Source organism: Bombella favorum (assembly GCF_014048475.1).
GTDB classification, from domain to species: domain Bacteria; phylum Pseudomonadota; class Alphaproteobacteria; order Acetobacterales; family Acetobacteraceae; genus Bombella; species Bombella favorum.
Genome location: NZ_NWUS01000001.1, coordinates 556,344 through 571,498, shown reverse-complemented (window position 1 = coordinate 571,498; position 15,155 = coordinate 556,344). Strand labels below are relative to the sequence as shown.

Sequence of the window (15,155 nt, the reverse complement as noted above, 5' to 3'; positions counted from 1 at the left end):
CTGGTCAATCTCCAGCAAGACTCATCTGGTCAATACGGATGGTCGGGGCATGATGGCCCATCATCAGGTTGATGTCATTGGCGGGAATGAGCCGTGCAAACATGTCAAGCAGATTGCCGGCTACTGTAATGCCTGAAACAGGTTCGGCAATCTCACCATTGCGGATCATGAAGCCTGACCCACCCCGGCTGTAATCCCCTGTCAACATATTGATGGCACTGCCCATCAGTTCAGTGATGAGCACACCCTCTTTGATATCATGTCTTAGTTCTTCAGGGGAGTGCTGGCCTGCATGAAGGAGGAGGTTGGACGTACCGGGGTGAACACTTCCCCCGCCGCTACGGTTGGCCCGGCCATTACTGGCGGGTAAGCCCAGCTTGCGGGCGCACCGGCTGTCTAGCAGCCAGTGACGGAGCTGCCCATCCTCCACAAGGTTGAGAGGCCGGCCGGCTGTACCTTCGCCATCAAAGGGGCGGGAACCGGCAAGACGTGGCAGGGTCGGGTCATCAGTAATGGTGATGCCCCGGCTAAAGACAGCGTGGTTCAGCTTGTCCTTGAGAAAAGAAGCCTCCTGCACGATGGCAGACCCGTTGATTGCCCCGGCAAGGTGCGCCAACAGGGAGCCAGCCACACGGGGGGCGAATAAAACAGGATAGAGGCCTGTTTTCGGTCGTGTGGGGTTTAGTCGGGCGAGGGCACGGCGGGCCGCCTCGTGACCCAGTTTGACGGGATTTTCAAGGTCTGCCTGATGCACGGCACTATGGAAGGCATAGTCACGTTGCATCTGTGCGCTTGCCCCGGCCAGAACGCTGATACCATAGCCGTGGCCACTGCGTTGATACTGTCCGGTAAAGCCTGCACTGGTGGCAAGAGCAACGTCATGCAGACTTGTGCTGGCAGAGGCTCCGCTACTGTTGGTAATACCATCATGCGAGAGGGCGGCCTCTTCCATTTCCTGTGCCTTGCCCAGCAGAGTTTCCATACTGGGTGGAGTGGCCGGGTCAAGGAGATCAAGCGTTTCAATAGCGCTGGCCGGAACGGGAATGAGGGGCTGGGAAGCTAGCCCATCATCCGGGGAGGGGGGCACGACCTTCGCCATGGCGCAGGCCCGTTCTGCCAGTTGGGAAAGGGCCTCCGGGGTTAGGTCGTTGCCTGCAACCGTGGCCACACGGCCTTCATGGAAGACCCGCAGCCCGAGGGATAGGCTTTCGGCATGGCGGATGCCTTCGGCCTTGCCTTGCCGTATCATGGCGGAGCGGCTCTGCCCACGAATTACCACCGCATCAGCCTGATCGGCCCCATGCTGGCGGGCGAGTTTCAGAGCATCATCAAGGTGGGAGAGAAGGCTGGTCATGCGGATTTCAGTGCGGCATGAATGGCATCCGGCCCGGGAATGTTACGGGCTGGCCCCATTGTTGTCAGGGTCGGTGCGCCATTGAAGATGGTCCGGGCGATGGCGAGGACATCATCCTCGGTGACGGCATCAATCTTGCGGATCATGTCCCCTGTGGAGATGATGCGGTCATGCACCTGAATTTGGCGGGCTATCTGGGCGCAGCGGCTGCCAGTACTTTCCAACGACATGAGGAGGGATGCTTTGAGCTGGGTACGAGCACGGTCCAGCTCTTCCTTGCTGATGCCATTCTGAAGGTTGCGGAGTTCGTTCAGCGCAGCGGGGATGAGCTCATCCGTTTTGTCTGGCCCTGTACCGGCATAGATGCCGAACATGCCGCTATCTGCGAACGGGCTGGCAAAGCTGTAAACGCTATAGACCAATCCCCGCCGTTCCCGGATTTCCTGAAATAGGCGAGAGGACATGCCGCCACCCAGCAGGGTGGAGAGGATCATCGCACTGTAATAGCTCTTTTCCCGATAGCCGGGGGCTGGAAAACCCATGAGGATATGGACCTGATCCAGCTTGCGCTCTGTCTGCTTTAGTCCGCCGACATAGTGGCCCGGTACGGCCTGTGGGGGCGTATGTGTGGGCAGGTCTGCAAAATGGGTACGGACGAGCTCGACCACATCATCATGATGCAGATTACCTGCCGCAGCGATGACCATGTTCTGCGTGCTGTAATGCTCGTGCATATAGGCCATCAGTGTTTCTCGGCTCATGCTGGCAATGCCATTTTCTGTGCCGAGAATGGGGCGGCCCATGGGCTGGTCGGGATAGGCACATTCCTGAAAATGGTCAAAGACGATGTCATCCGGCGTATCATTGGCCTGACCGATTTCTTGAAGAATGACACCACGTTCCCGCTCCACTTCCTCCGGTAGGAAGGTGCTGTGGGTGAGAATATCGCCGATCAGGTCTACACCGAGGGGCAGGTCATTTTTTAGAAGCTTGACGTAATAGGCCGTGTTTTCCCGCGCTGTATAGGCATTGAGATAACCGCCCACATTTTCGACCTCTTCGGCAATGCGGATGGCAGAGCGGCGTTTTGTTCCTTTGAAGGCCATATGCTCAAGAAAATGGGCAGCCCCGTTGGTAGCTTCGTTTTCATGACGGGTACCAGCTGCAACATAGGCCCCGAAAGAGACGGTTTCGACACGCTCCATCCGTTCCGTCACGATGTTGAGGCCATTTTCAAGAGTCGTACGTCTGATCTGTTCGCTCATGCAGTTCTGTGTGTCCATTCTGAAAGAAGAGGCTGAGGTGCCTGCAATATGGTGTGTCGGGGGTCTTTTTCCAGCCCCTGTTGCCCAGAGGGAGGAGGTAGGGATGGAAAAGGGGGACAGCCCTGCAAGGCCACCCCCCTTTTATGGTGCCTGATCCGTCAGGCCTATGTGGTCTGGTTGTCCCGATGTTTGCGGACAGCCGCTTTGACCTTTTCAAGGTCGTTGGGGAGGACCTCATAACGCTCCTTGCGGGAGAAGAGGTCTGCTAGATGGGGTGGCAATTCTGGATGAATGCCTGTGGCCTTTTTCACGGCATCGGGGAATTTGGCTGGATGCGCCGTAGCGGCGGCAACCATCGGTATGCCCGCCTCACGGAAGCGGCGCCCTGCCGCCAGCCCGATCGCTGAATGAGGATCGGCCAGATAGTGGCTCTCGGCGAAAAGTTGCTTCATCGTGGCGGTTGTCTGCTCGTCGCTCAGGGCAACGCCGTGGAAGGTCTCACGGATTTGCTCCCAGGCATCGTGCGGTACGGCCATGCAGCCTGTCTGACGGAACTCCTCCATGATGGCCCGGCACCGGTTGGGGTCACGGCCCAGCATTTCGAACAGGAGGCGTTCAAAGTTGGAGGATACCTGAATATCCATGGAGGGCGATAGGCTGGGTTCGACCTTCCGCTTGGTCATGTCGTTATTGAGCAGGAAGCGGGTGAGGATGTCATTCCTGTTGGAACCGACACAGAGATGGTCGATGGGCAAGCCCATTTGGCTGGCAGCCCAAGCGGCGAGGATGTTACCAAAGTTGCCGGTCGGTACAGCAAAGGAGACCGGCCGGTCCGGCCCACCAAGGGCAAGGGCAGAGCGCACATAGTAGGGGATTTGCGCAGCAATACGGGCCCAATTGATGGAGTTGACGGCGGAGAGGGAACAGTCCGTACGGAATTTCTCATCAGCGAACATGGCTTTAACCATGTCCTGACAGTCGTCAAAGTCGCCTTCTACGGCGATGTTGAGGACATTATCCTCCAGCACGGTGGTCATCTGCCGCCGTTGGACGTCCGATGTCCGACCATAGGGATGGAGGATGACGATGGAGACATGTTCCCGCCCACGGAAGGCCTCGATAGCGGCGGACCCTGTATCGCCCGATGTTGCGCCGACAATAGTAACGTGGCGGTTACGCTGTTTCAGTACATATTCGAAGAGGCGGCCAAGCATCTGCATGGCCATGTCCTTGAAGGCCAGTGTCGGGCCGTGAAACAGTTCCAGCGAGAAGAGGCCGTCTTCCACTTCCACCAAGGGGGCCACAGCAGCGTGGTCGAACTTGCCGTATACATCCCGTGCCATGGTGCGGAGCGTGTCACGGTCTATGCTGCCCTCGGTGAAGAGGCCAATAACTTCCGCTGCTAGGTCAGCATAGGAGAGGCTACGCCAGCTAGTCAGGGTCTCACGGGGGATGTGTGGCCAGTGGTCGGGCATGTAAAGCCCGCCATCATCAGCCAGACCGCTGAGTAGGATATCGGAAAAGTCGGGGGCAGCGGCATCCAGTGTGCCGCGGGTAGATCGATAACGCATAGGCTTCACTATAACACCGAAATGTCATCAGGGCAGGGTAATTTCCAGTAGATGCTGGTGATTGGTTGTGGAAGCAGGATTCACACCGTTTGTTGGTGCTGTAGGCTCTGTCAGAATAGCCAGCTTCTCTTGTGCGCCTGTGCGGCCTTTGAGTAGGGAAATGGCCTGCGCATCGTAGAGTCTGTCATCATGAAGAAGACGCCAGGGCAAACGGTCGGCACCGAAGGCTAAGAGGTCTCCGTGGTCAATATCGACCATATAGAGTGTGTCATCCCGGGTGATGGCCATACCGCCTAGGCTGGGGGTCCGCCGCCAGTTCGTCATAGCCTCTATGCGCTCAGCCGGACCGAGGCTAGAATCGGTCAGGATAGTGGTGCCGATTCGGTAAAGTGGTCCTGTCGGTGTCTGATAGAACAGCCAGTTCTTGCTATGGTCTAACAGAAGAAAATGCACGTTGCCGCCCGTTCTGGACTGTCCCTGTGCGGTGGTGACAGGCTGCCCGTGGCGTATGAGGGGGGCGTGACTGCTTAGAGAAGGAGCTCCCTCTAGCAGGCGTTCCGCATGTCCGCTTTGCAGGTCGATGACGACAAAAGCTGGGGCGCCATCATCCACCAGAAAGGCCTTATTGTCCGTTACCTGAAGGGCTGAAATATGGCTACCAACCGCCAGAGCGGAGCCAAAACCGATATGGTTGAGGATGACCCCTGTATCTGGTGCGATATTCAACAAAGCAGGTTTGGGGGCTTGCGTCACGGCCCAGAGACCTTGGGCTGTAGCCGTCAAAGCTGTGATGGGGGGCAATTCGTCCATGAGGGTGGTGAGGTGCCCATCCACGGGGTCCAGCCTGTAGAGCTTACCGGTTACGCCTAAGGCAAAGGGGGAGCCATCTGGGAGTGAGCTGAGCGAAGTGGCTAGAGGTAGGCTTAGCTCATGCTCGGCAGTGATCTGCGCCTGCACATGGGCATCCTGCCATGGGCGGTCCGCTCTGGCGGCAGGGCTGAGCCCCAGAAAAGCGGCCGATACGATGAAGGCTGAAGTCAGCAATGAGGACAGACGTATTTGCATGGCAGGTATCTGGGGGCTTTGGGAGCGTTTTGCAAGCTCCCTTCGGTGGGGACGGTTTGGATGCTGGGGATATGGGAGAATCAGGGCCAGCAGAAAGCCCGTAAGTGGGGCTGTGAAAGCCCAGAGGAACAGCCCATCCAGCCCATTTAGCAGGTAGGCTGTTGTCAGGCTGCAGGGGAGCAGAAGCAGGCGGAGATATTTCTGTAGCGCATTGGCAGGGGGAAGGCGGCAGGGATTCCGCCGCCTGTGGGCTGGAAGCTGGTTGAGATAGAGAAGCCAGATAATGGTCCATAAGCTCATGAGGATGAGGGAAAGGATCATGTTGACCTCTTGTGGATAGGCCGGAGAAGAACAGACAGGCAGGTTATCCCGATGCAGGTTGCTAGGGCATCCACAGCACTGAAGAGGAGAGGGCGGCCTGTATGAAATGGGCGTGTCAGCAGGTCTAAGCCTGTGGTGCCTGCCCCTAGTGTGGCCAATAGGGCAAGCTGCCACGTGGCAGCGTGGCGGGACACGCAGGCGTGGAGTAGGGAGAGGCCCCAGAGGCCAAAGAACAGGCCTTCCTCCCACAAGAGTGGGGGAAGAGCGGAAGGGGCAGGCAGGCGTGTACTCCAGAACAAGGCCAGCGTTGCCAGCGGCAGCCCCAGAATGGTGGCGGTAGTGAGGGCGGCATAGCCCTGCTGGAGGCTTCGTTGGGCTATGGAAACCGTGGAAAGATGGGCGAGGCTGTTTTGTTCCGATTGAAGGAAAAGGATCATACCGGAACCGATGATGATGCAGCCTAGTAGACCGCTGAGACAGTAGAACCAACGTGTCGTCAGCCCTGCCCAGCGCAGATTATGCAGCCCCAGAACAAGACTGTGGAGGGTGGGGCAAAGGGGGCGGGCGGGTATGGTGGTATGTGTGGCGGTTAGGGCCTGCCGTTGGAGGCAGAAATGCAGATTGTCCGGCGCATAAAGGCTGAGGTCGTGGCCTGTTTGCATAAAGAAGCCCTCGGCCACGGTGCCCCACTGCTGCTGTCCGGCTCTAGCCAGTGTGGGCAGGGTGTCCGCAGGGATGGAGAGAGGAGCGGCACTCTGGGCTTGATGACGACTGGCATGGCCGGATGGATGATGTGGGGGACTGGCAAGCTGAAAAAGCTTTTGTGCCTGTAGAACCGTACCCGACAGCCCAATGATGAAAAGGATGGGCAGGCTGAGTGTTCCGCCCAGTAGGTGGAGGTCTAACCAGCGACGCTGGCGGGCAGCGTGAGGACGGAAGAGCAGCAGGTCCGGCAGAAAACGGCGGAGCTGGAGCCAGAGGCCAGTGAGCAATGTGGCGAGTAATGCAGTGCCAGCGACTACTATCACTACCTGCCCCCACGGGGTGGGTAAGTAGAGGTGGCTATGCAGGGTAACGAAAAAAGTGCCACCGGGGACGTCCCGGCCGGGCAGAGGGAGGCCGGTATCGGGTGCAAGGGCAGGACCAAGGAATATATGGCCGTCATAATGCCAGAGCCGGAAAACGGGATCGCGGGGGGAAGGGAGCCTTAGAAAGGCAAAATGGCCTGCGTTAAGCTGTTCTTTCAGCCTTCGTCCGGCCTCGGTGAGGCCGGATGAGGTCATGGGAGGTAAGGGGGCGTGTAACGTCGTGCTGGGTTGCATCCAGTCCTGTATTTCGGGTGAAAAACAGGCCAGAGAGCCGGTGAAGCAGAGGATAAAGAGAAAGACTCCAGCCGGGAAGCCAATCCAGCGATGGAAAAGACGCAGGATGGAACGGAGTCTGGGAGACATACGGGTACGGCATCTTAATATTAATAATTATTCTCATCCCCTACTGTTCGTTGAGGCGGATGTAAATGGGAAAGCTGCGAAATTGGGAAAAAATGCACGAAAGATAAAAATATCACGTCTTTTTTATGGAAAGTTGTTGAGAATAATTTTCATTGCCATATAAGGCATCGCTCATTCAGTCTTGCAATTCAGGATGAGCATATATGGCTACCTCTTTTCGTTTTTCTTGCAGAACAGCCGGTCTTTGGTGCCTGCTGGCAGGCAGCACACTCGCCGGGAATCCTGTCTGGGCTGCCGGAGATGAAGGAGGAGAACACTCTGTAAAAGGTCCGACAAAACTGTCTGATCGGCCAGGTGGGAAGATTGAAGCCCGCAAGAAGGCAGAGGCCCCTAAGGAGACCATACTCGTCAAGGCACGGCGGCGGGAGCGAATGGAAGTAAAGCTAGGGGGGCAGGCTGGTGTCCTTGGCAATAAGAAGGGGTTGGACCTGCCCTTCAATTTGCGCAGTTACACGTCCAGCATGATCCTGAACCAGCAGTCCCAGACATTGGGGCAGGTGCTTCAGAATGATCCTTCCGTACGGACGACCTACGGTTACGGCAATTTCTCGGAGACCTTCATTATCCGTGGGTTGCCAGTTTATGGGGATGATGTGGCCATTAATGGGTTGTATGGGATCAGCCCCCGGCAGCTGATTTCTCCCCAGCTTTATGATTCAGTACAGGTCCTGAATGGGGCTAGTGCCTTTATCAACGGCGCAGCACCGGGGGGAACATCTGTTGGTGGGAATATCAATCTCCAGTTTAAACATGCTGGGAGCGAACCCGTTGCACGGCTGACAGGGGATTACACCAGCAAAGGCCAGGGTGGGGGAAGTTTGGATGTAGGGCGTCGTTTTGGCAAGGATGATCAGTTCGGCATCCGCTTCAATGCGGCAGGGATGGATGGGCAGACATCCATTTCTGGCGAGCGACGCCACTCCGTTGCGTTGGGGCTTGATACGGACTGGCACAATGACAATACCCGCATCAGCCTTGATATCAATTATCAGAACCAGAATGTTCAGCAGGGGCGTGGTTCTGTCGTTCTGAATTCCGGTCTGACGACTGTTCCCCGGCCCACGAGACCGGGCCGCAACTGGAGCCAGGGCTGGAGCTATGAGGACATGCATTATGTCTTCGGCTTGTTGAATGTCGAACATGACCTGAATAGCCATGTCATGCTCTATGGCAGCTTTGGTGGCATGACTGGCCATGAGGAAGGAAATTACGATACTGTCTATGTCTCAGACGGGCGGACGGGCGATGGCTTTGGCTACGGGTCATACATTCCGTATCAGCAGACTAACGAAAGTACCCGCGGCGGCGTTCGTGCCCATTTCAGAACAGGTTTTCTGAAACATGAGGTCAATGCGGGCGGGTCAGCACTTTGGTCGGATGCTTCTACAGGGTATGCAGGCGGTTACCTTGGCAGTACGAATATTTATAGCCCCGGTATTCAGGAAAAGCCGGATTCAATTCATCGTATTTCCGCAACTCGCAGTGCAAAGACGCAGCTTTATAGTCTGTTTTTTTCGGATACGATGTCCTTCTGGCACGACCGCATCGCTGTGACGAGTGGTTTCCGGTATCAGCATATTCTTCAAAACAGCTATCAGTACACGCCAACCCATTATAGCCGGGATGCCATTACGCCTGTGGTTGGGCTGGTTGTTCATGCGTCCCGTCATGTTTCGTTCTATTTCAATCGAGTGGAAGGGTTGAATCAGGGGCTTCAGGCACCGGCGAAGAGTTCGCTTTATCCTAATCTGGTGAACGCCCAGCAGTTTCTAGCTCCAACACGGACCGTTCAGTATGAGGTTGGCGGAAAATACGACATTGGCCGCTTTAGTGCCTCTTTGGCCTTCTACCGGCTAGATCGTCCTACGGGGATCGTAGAGGATTATGGGAATGAACAGATTTTCAAGGCCAATGGGCGTCAGCGGAATCAAGGTATTGAGCTGAATCTCAATGGTGAGATCATCAAGGGGCTACGCTTTAATGGGGGGAGTGCCCTGATCCAAGCCAAGCAGGTTAAGGGGGATTATCTCGGCAACAAGGCGGTTGGTATTCCGGGTTATACGATCAATGGAAATCTGGAATATGACGTTCCCTTCGTCAAAGGGCTGACCCTGACAGGCCGTGTCACCCATACGGGCCATCAGTGGGTTAATGTCCAGAATTCTTTGAAGATTCCGAACTGGACCACCTACGATCTCGGAGCCCGCTATACCTTCTTGATGACACCGAAGCGCCCCATGACGTTCCGTTTTGGTGTGGAGAACCTTACCAACAGCCATTATTGGGCGTCATCTTATACGGCCTTCAGCAGTGTGAATGGGTATCTGACCCAAGGGCTGCCAAGGACGTTTAAGGCTTCCTTCTCAACGGATATGTAAGGCAGAAAGAAATAACAGGGCCATGTCCTTTTCCGGCATGGCCCTGTCATTTTCAGTCGGAATCTGTCTCCATAGTATGGAGCGTGTCTAACAGAGCAGCCTGAACTTCGTCTTCTGCCGAGGCGGTCAGCTTGTGGCCTTCTGCATTGGTCACGTAAAAGACGTCCACAGCCCGCAGGCCATAGGTCATGATATGGGCCGAGGAAATATGCAGCTTCAGGCGGCTGAGCGTGGTGGTAATGTTGTGTAGTAGGGCTGGTCTATCCCGCCCGTTGACTTCCACGATGGTATAATTCTCGGAAGCATCACTGTCGATCAGGACACGGGATGGGATATGGAGGGCCTCTAGCCGGCGGGGCAGCGGGAAGTTGGCCGCGCTGAGCGTTTCCTTAGGATCAATCGTTCCTTCCATGACCTGCACGATGGTGCTGTGCAGCCGGTCGAGATGCTCGGTCTCCATAAAGGCCTGCCCGTAGGGGTCGTGGAACCAGAATGTATCAAGAACCATGCCGTTATTGAGGGTATGGATGCGGGCATCGGCAATGGATGCCCCACAGAGGGCTAACGCACTGGTAATGCGGGAGAAGAGGCCGGGCTGATCCTTACAGAAGACAGTGAGTTCTGTGATGCCTCGGTCAGGGAGTGGGGCGATGTCCACGATTATGGCATCTTCCCGCCCTTCAGCCCGATGGCGGCAGACAAGCCCGGCATGGCGGACATGGCTTTGGGGGGCGAACCCCAGCCAGTAACCGGGCCGCCCCAGTTTCATGAAATGGATAATATCGGCGTCAGGCATGCCTTCATCTCTAAGGGCCTGTTGGATGAAGGCCTTATTATGGTCGACCCGCTCGTCATCTTCCTGTGCTTGCAACCCGCCCTCCAACACATCGGCGATGCGGGTATAGAGGCGGCCGAGCAGCGTGGCTTTCCATGCATTCCATGCCCGGGGGCCAACAGCGCGAATATCGGCAATGCTGAGCAGCAGGAGCATCCGCAGCCGTTTAGGGGATTGGATGGTATCGGCGAGGTCTAGAATGGTCTGTGGGTCATCAATATCTCGGCTGAAGGCCGTGCGTGAGAGCAGAAGATGATGCAGTACGAGCCACGAGACTGTATCGGTATCGCTAGCGGAGAGGCCAAGTTGCTGGCAGATCTGCGTAGCGATGTCCGCACCGATTTCGGAGTGGTTCCCCCCACGGCCCTTGCCGATATCATGCAGCAAGGTGGCAAGATAGAGCAGAGGACGCTGTGTCATGGTGCGGGCTAGCCTGTAGGCTAGCGGTAGCTCATCCGCCATGCGGCCCTGTTCGACCATCCGCAGGATATGGACAGCCTCAATCGTGTGCGCATCCACAGTATGGATGTGATAGCCGTCAAACTGTGTCCGCCCGAGGATGCGAGACCAACCGGGGAGCAGATGGGAGAGAATCCCCGTTTCATTGAGCAGTGGTAGCCAGAAGATACGGTCCTGCCTGTGGTCCCGGTCATTACTGGGGGGTGGTGTGGCAGCAGCAGGGGAGGGAAGTTCCGCTGCTGGGTCGCAGAGCAGCTTGATGAAAAGTGCCGAGGCCTCTCCATCATGGCGGAGTGACGCACTATGCCGCTCGAAACGGATGATCTGCTGTATGGCAGCCGGATGGAGGGCTAGTTGATGGCGACGTGCACAGTCCAGAAAATGGAAGACTGTTACAGGCTCCCGCACGAGGGCCAGCGGATTGGGCAGGCTCAGGCAACCATCAATGCGCTGGAAACCATCCGGGCCGGGTTCTACCCGTGGAGGGCGTTGCTGGAGCTGGTTACGCAGGTGCAAAAGAATGGCTGGTTGGAAGACATGGGTTAGCCGCATCACAGCCCGGGCCATAAGGAAGTGATGACGCATGAAGCGTTCTACCCCTCGTTGATGGCCATGATTGCCATATCGCATACGGGCACCGATGATGGGTTGAACGTCAAAAGTCAGCCGCTCTTCATTCCGTCCAGTGATATAATGAAGGTTGAGCCGGACCGTCCAAAGGAAGTTCCAAAGGCTATGGGTGCGCGATATTTCCCGCTTTGTCAGAAGGCCGAGCAGGGTACAGGCAGGTGCCAGCCCTTGGGCACGTTGGAGGTTGGATTTTACGGAAAGTCCGTTCCCCAGAACGGCATAGCCAATCCAGTTGAGGACCTGAAGGTCCCGCAACCCTCCCTTACCTTCCTTGATGTGTGGCTCCACGAGATAGGGTGTGTCGCCAAATCTCCGATGCCGGTCTTCTCGCTGGGCGATGGCTTGGAGGACGAACTGTTCCAGCGCAGGGCCTTTCAGGTGGGTTTCCAGCTTTTCCTGCAAGGTAAGAACAAGTGTTTTTTGCCCATAGAGGGGCCGGATATCCAGTAGGGTCGTGCAGGACGTCTGGTCCGTTCTGGCCATTTCCAGCGCACTCTCAATAGTGCGTGTAGCATGGCCGACCCGCAGCCCGAGGTCCCAGAGTGTATAAAGGATATATTCAATGGCCTCGATGAGGTCTTTAGATGGTGCTTCCGCTGTTAGAAAAAGCAGGTCCACATCGCTGAAAGGGGCCAGCAGCCCTGCCCCGTAACCTCCTGTGGCACAGAGGCAGAACACCTCATCCGTGTCATTCTCCTGCAGGGGATGAGGCAGCCCCGCATAGCGGGCCAGTTTCTCAATGATACGGTCCATCAGCAGGGCGAGATTGCGGGCGGTCTCTACACCGTTTGTTTCACGCTGCTCAAATTGCTGGCGGATGGTTTCCCGCTGTATGCCAAGTTCCGTCCGTAACTGTTCCAGAGCGTCTTGACGGGGAACAGCAGGGTGCCGACCCGACAGATCAGGACGAGATGGAGCAGTGGAGGTGGGGTGAGCAGACATGACGGCTCTCTTATTGGCAGCTGGTTCTGGCGGGTTCGTCAGGATATCCGGAGAGTCATTTTTCATCCGTAACATCCATTTTTGCAAGGCCGTCAATCATGCTTTTTAGCTGATAGAGGGCAGAGTGGGCCTCTCTAGGGGAAAGGGAATCCGGGTCTAGTGCTTCAAGTTCCTTATGCAGAGCTTGGAGGGCTGATAATGTGCCATCAGGCAAGCAGTTGCTAGCAGAAGGCGGATCATTCTGCGGAATGGGGGGCTCTATCGCAGCCTGTTCGAAGAGGGGGAGGTTGGCAGGTTGGTTGCTCTGGCCACGCTCATTTTCAAGGCGAGTGAGAAGATTTCGTGCCCGATAGAGGACAGAAGCCGGGATGCCTGCCAATTGGGCCACATGTAGGCCCCAGCTTTTTTGGGCAAGCCCAGGGCGGACCTCATGCTGGAAGACGACATGGCCTTTCCATTCCTTAACGGCCATGGTGCAGGCCGCCAGGCGAGGGAGGGTTTTCAGTAGAGCACCGAGCTCATGAAAATGCGTGGCAAAAATAGTGCGGCAGCGCAGCTGGGAATGAAGGGCCTCCAGCGTGGCCCAAGCAATGGAGAGGCCATCAAGGGTGGATGTCCCTCGTCCGATCTCATCCACAACCACGAGGGAGCGAGGTCCTGCCTGATTGAGAATGGCGGCGGTTTCGGTCATCTCTACCATGAAGGTGGAGCGGCCACGGGCCAGATCATCCGCCGCACCGACACGGGAGAAGAGACGGTCCACAATGCCAATCGTAGCTGTTTTCGCCGGGATGGGCAGCCCCGCCTGTGCGAGAATGACGGCCAAAGCATTTTGGCGCAGGAATGTCGATTTCCCCGCCATATTAGGGCCTGTCAGCAGGATGGCATGTTTTTCTGGTGGCAGGGCGCAGTCATTGGCGATGAAAGCCGTATCATGCGCTGCACTCTCATGCAGGGCCGCTTCCACAACGGGATGACGGCAGGCCTGAAGGTTAAAATCCTGCCCATTTGTCATGGTTGGGCGGCACCATGTGCCACGATCCATGATGCGGGCACAGGAGATCAACGCATCCAGCTCGGCAAGGGCGAGGCCGATATCATCAAGGGCCGGCGTATTCAGGCAGTGCTGGGCAAGGTCGGCAAAGAGGTGGCGCTCCAGCTGGTCGGCCTTTTCGGAGGCTTCCAGAATGGCTTGATTGAGCGAGGTTAGTTCTTCGTTGGAGAAACGGGCGAGGCTGGCCGTGCCCTGCCGCAGGCTCAATCCTTCATGTTGGCGGAGCTTGCGCCCTGCCGCAGCGGGAACCTCAATGACATAGCCAAGCTGGTTGTGATGGCGGATGCGAAGGTTGGAAATTCCGTAGTCTTCCGCCAGACGAACCTGCAACTGGGCGATTAGGCGGCGGCTATTGTCCCGGAGGTCACGCTGGCGGTCCAGTTCGACATCAAAACCGGGAGCGATGACCCCGCCATCCTCAATCTTGACGGGTAGCTCCGTATTTAGGGCAGCTTCCAGCCGTTCCAGCAGAGCATCAGCCCGCCCATACAGGCTGGCCCCGATATGGCGGATGCGTTCCGGCATGCCGGTTTCGGCTAGCGTGCCGAGTGTTTCGGTAATTTTGTTGGCAGCACGGAGCGTGTCACGGATGGCGGCAAGGTCCCGTGGGAGGGGACGCCCGCTGGAAATGCGGCCTAGGGCACGAGCCGAATCGGGAGCGTGCTTGAGGATATCCCGTAAGACCCCCGTGGGCTTGGGCTGATGGTGCAGCCAGTGCCAGCCATCCTGTCGCCCGGTGATGAGGGCAAGGTCCGTACTGGGGGTGCTAACCCAGTGGGCTAGAAGGCGAGTTCCGGCGGCTGTGGCTGTCTGGTTGACGCTGGAGAAGAGCGTGTGTTTGCTGCCGCCATCACGGGACTGGAGAATGTCGAGGCTGCTACGGGTAGCGGGGTCCAGCCCCATGATGCTGTCCAGCCCGTGGTCGATGGGCGGAGCTAGCCGGGGCAGTTTGCCCGCTTGGCTGCGGCGGACATAGTCCAGCAGCACGGCACAGGCGACGATCTGTTCATCACTAAAATCTCCCAGAGCATCCATCTGGGCAACCTGATAGGCCTCCGTTACGGTGCGTTCTGCAACCTCACGATTTGGATGGGCCGTGGAGGGGGTGATGATGCCTGCATGTTCGGTCGGAATGAGTGTTGGGTCGGACAGGATTTCCGAAGGGGCAAGACGGGCCAGCAGTTCAGCCAGTGTGTCCGCTCCTAGACGGAGTAGCTCCAGCGTGCCGGTGGAAATATCAATCCACGCCGCACCAAGGCGGTCTTTATGGCGTTTGTCCGGTGCTACGATGGCAAGGAGGGTATTGGCCCGTCCGGCATCTAGCAGCTCATCTTCTGTCAGTGTACCGGGGGTGACGACACGGACAATCTCCCGGCGGAGTGGGCCTTTTTGGCCTTTGCGGGGAAGTTCGGTCTGCTCGGCTACGGCTACACGGAAGCCACGGCGGATGAGCCGGGAGAGATAGATTTGTGCTGTCCCAACAGGGACACCACACATGGGGATGGGTTCCTCATCATGCGTGCCACGGTGGGTTAGGGTGATATCTAGTGCAAGGGCCGCTGCCTGAGCGTCGCCAAAGAAGAGTTCGTAAAAATCCCCCATGCGGAAAAAGAGGAGGGCATCAGGTTCCTGATTTTTCAGGCTGAACCATTGTTCCATGGTCGGGGTGACCTTCCCCGTTGTCTGCGGGGGAATGGGAGGGACGGATGGTTTCTGATCGACCATGCAGGGAAAAGACCTCACCGTTTTATCGGGATTGGATGTCCCGTT

General features: G+C 57.0%; 8 protein-coding genes. 1 reads left to right on the top strand and 7 read right to left on the bottom strand.

Translation table 11 applies throughout. From position 1 onward, the window contains the following. Positions 1-4: 4 nt before the first annotated feature. The 5 genes from CPA57_RS02635 to CPA57_RS02615 all read right to left on the bottom strand — a co-directional run bounded on the left by CPA57_RS02635 (position 5) and on the right by CPA57_RS02615 (position 7,027). Positions 5-1,354, bottom strand: a complete 1,350-nt coding sequence (locus CPA57_RS02635) for a TldD/PmbA family protein (protein ID WP_182081235.1) — start codon at positions 1,352-1,354, stop codon at positions 5-7. Next, positions 1,351-2,619, bottom strand: a complete 1,269-nt coding sequence (locus tag CPA57_RS02630) for a M16 family metallopeptidase (protein WP_182081233.1) — start codon at positions 2,617-2,619, stop codon at positions 1,351-1,353. Before CPA57_RS02630 ends, CPA57_RS02635 begins: the two co-directional genes overlap by 4 nt. 164 nt (positions 2,620-2,783) lie before the next feature. Further along, the gene (gene thrC / locus CPA57_RS02625; protein ID WP_182081231.1) at positions 2,784-4,190 is read right to left on the bottom strand and encodes a threonine synthase; all 1,407 of its coding nucleotides are present in this window, start codon (positions 4,188-4,190) and stop codon (positions 2,784-2,786) included. A gap of 27 nt (positions 4,191-4,217) precedes the next feature. Then, positions 4,218-5,576: a hypothetical protein gene (locus tag CPA57_RS02620; protein WP_182081229.1), complete on the bottom strand. Its 1,359-nt coding sequence runs from the start codon at positions 5,574-5,576 to the stop codon at positions 4,218-4,220. After that, positions 5,573-7,027, bottom strand: coding sequence for a PepSY-associated TM helix domain-containing protein (locus tag CPA57_RS02615; protein WP_182081227.1), 1,455 nt, complete (start codon positions 7,025-7,027; stop codon positions 5,573-5,575). Before CPA57_RS02615 ends, CPA57_RS02620 begins: the two co-directional genes overlap by 4 nt. A gap of 203 nt (positions 7,028-7,230) precedes the next feature. On the opposite strand from CPA57_RS02615, the gene CPA57_RS02610 reads away from it, so the two are divergent. Then, complete coding sequence (locus tag CPA57_RS02610; RefSeq protein WP_182081225.1) at positions 7,231-9,465, top strand: TonB-dependent receptor; 2,235 nt, start codon at positions 7,231-7,233, stop codon at positions 9,463-9,465. A 52-nt stretch (positions 9,466-9,517) separates the two neighbouring features. Here CPA57_RS02610 and CPA57_RS02605 read toward each other — a convergent pair whose 3' ends face one another. Next, positions 9,518-12,397 (bottom strand): [protein-PII] uridylyltransferase, encoded by a 2,880-nt coding sequence (locus CPA57_RS02605; RefSeq protein WP_229709193.1) that lies wholly within the window; start codon positions 12,395-12,397, stop codon positions 9,518-9,520. After that, positions 12,387-15,110 (bottom strand): DNA mismatch repair protein MutS, encoded by a 2,724-nt coding sequence (gene mutS, locus CPA57_RS02600; protein ID WP_229709192.1) that lies wholly within the window; start codon positions 15,108-15,110, stop codon positions 12,387-12,389. Before mutS ends, CPA57_RS02605 begins: the two co-directional genes overlap by 11 nt. Positions 15,111-15,155: the final 45 nt, after the last annotated feature.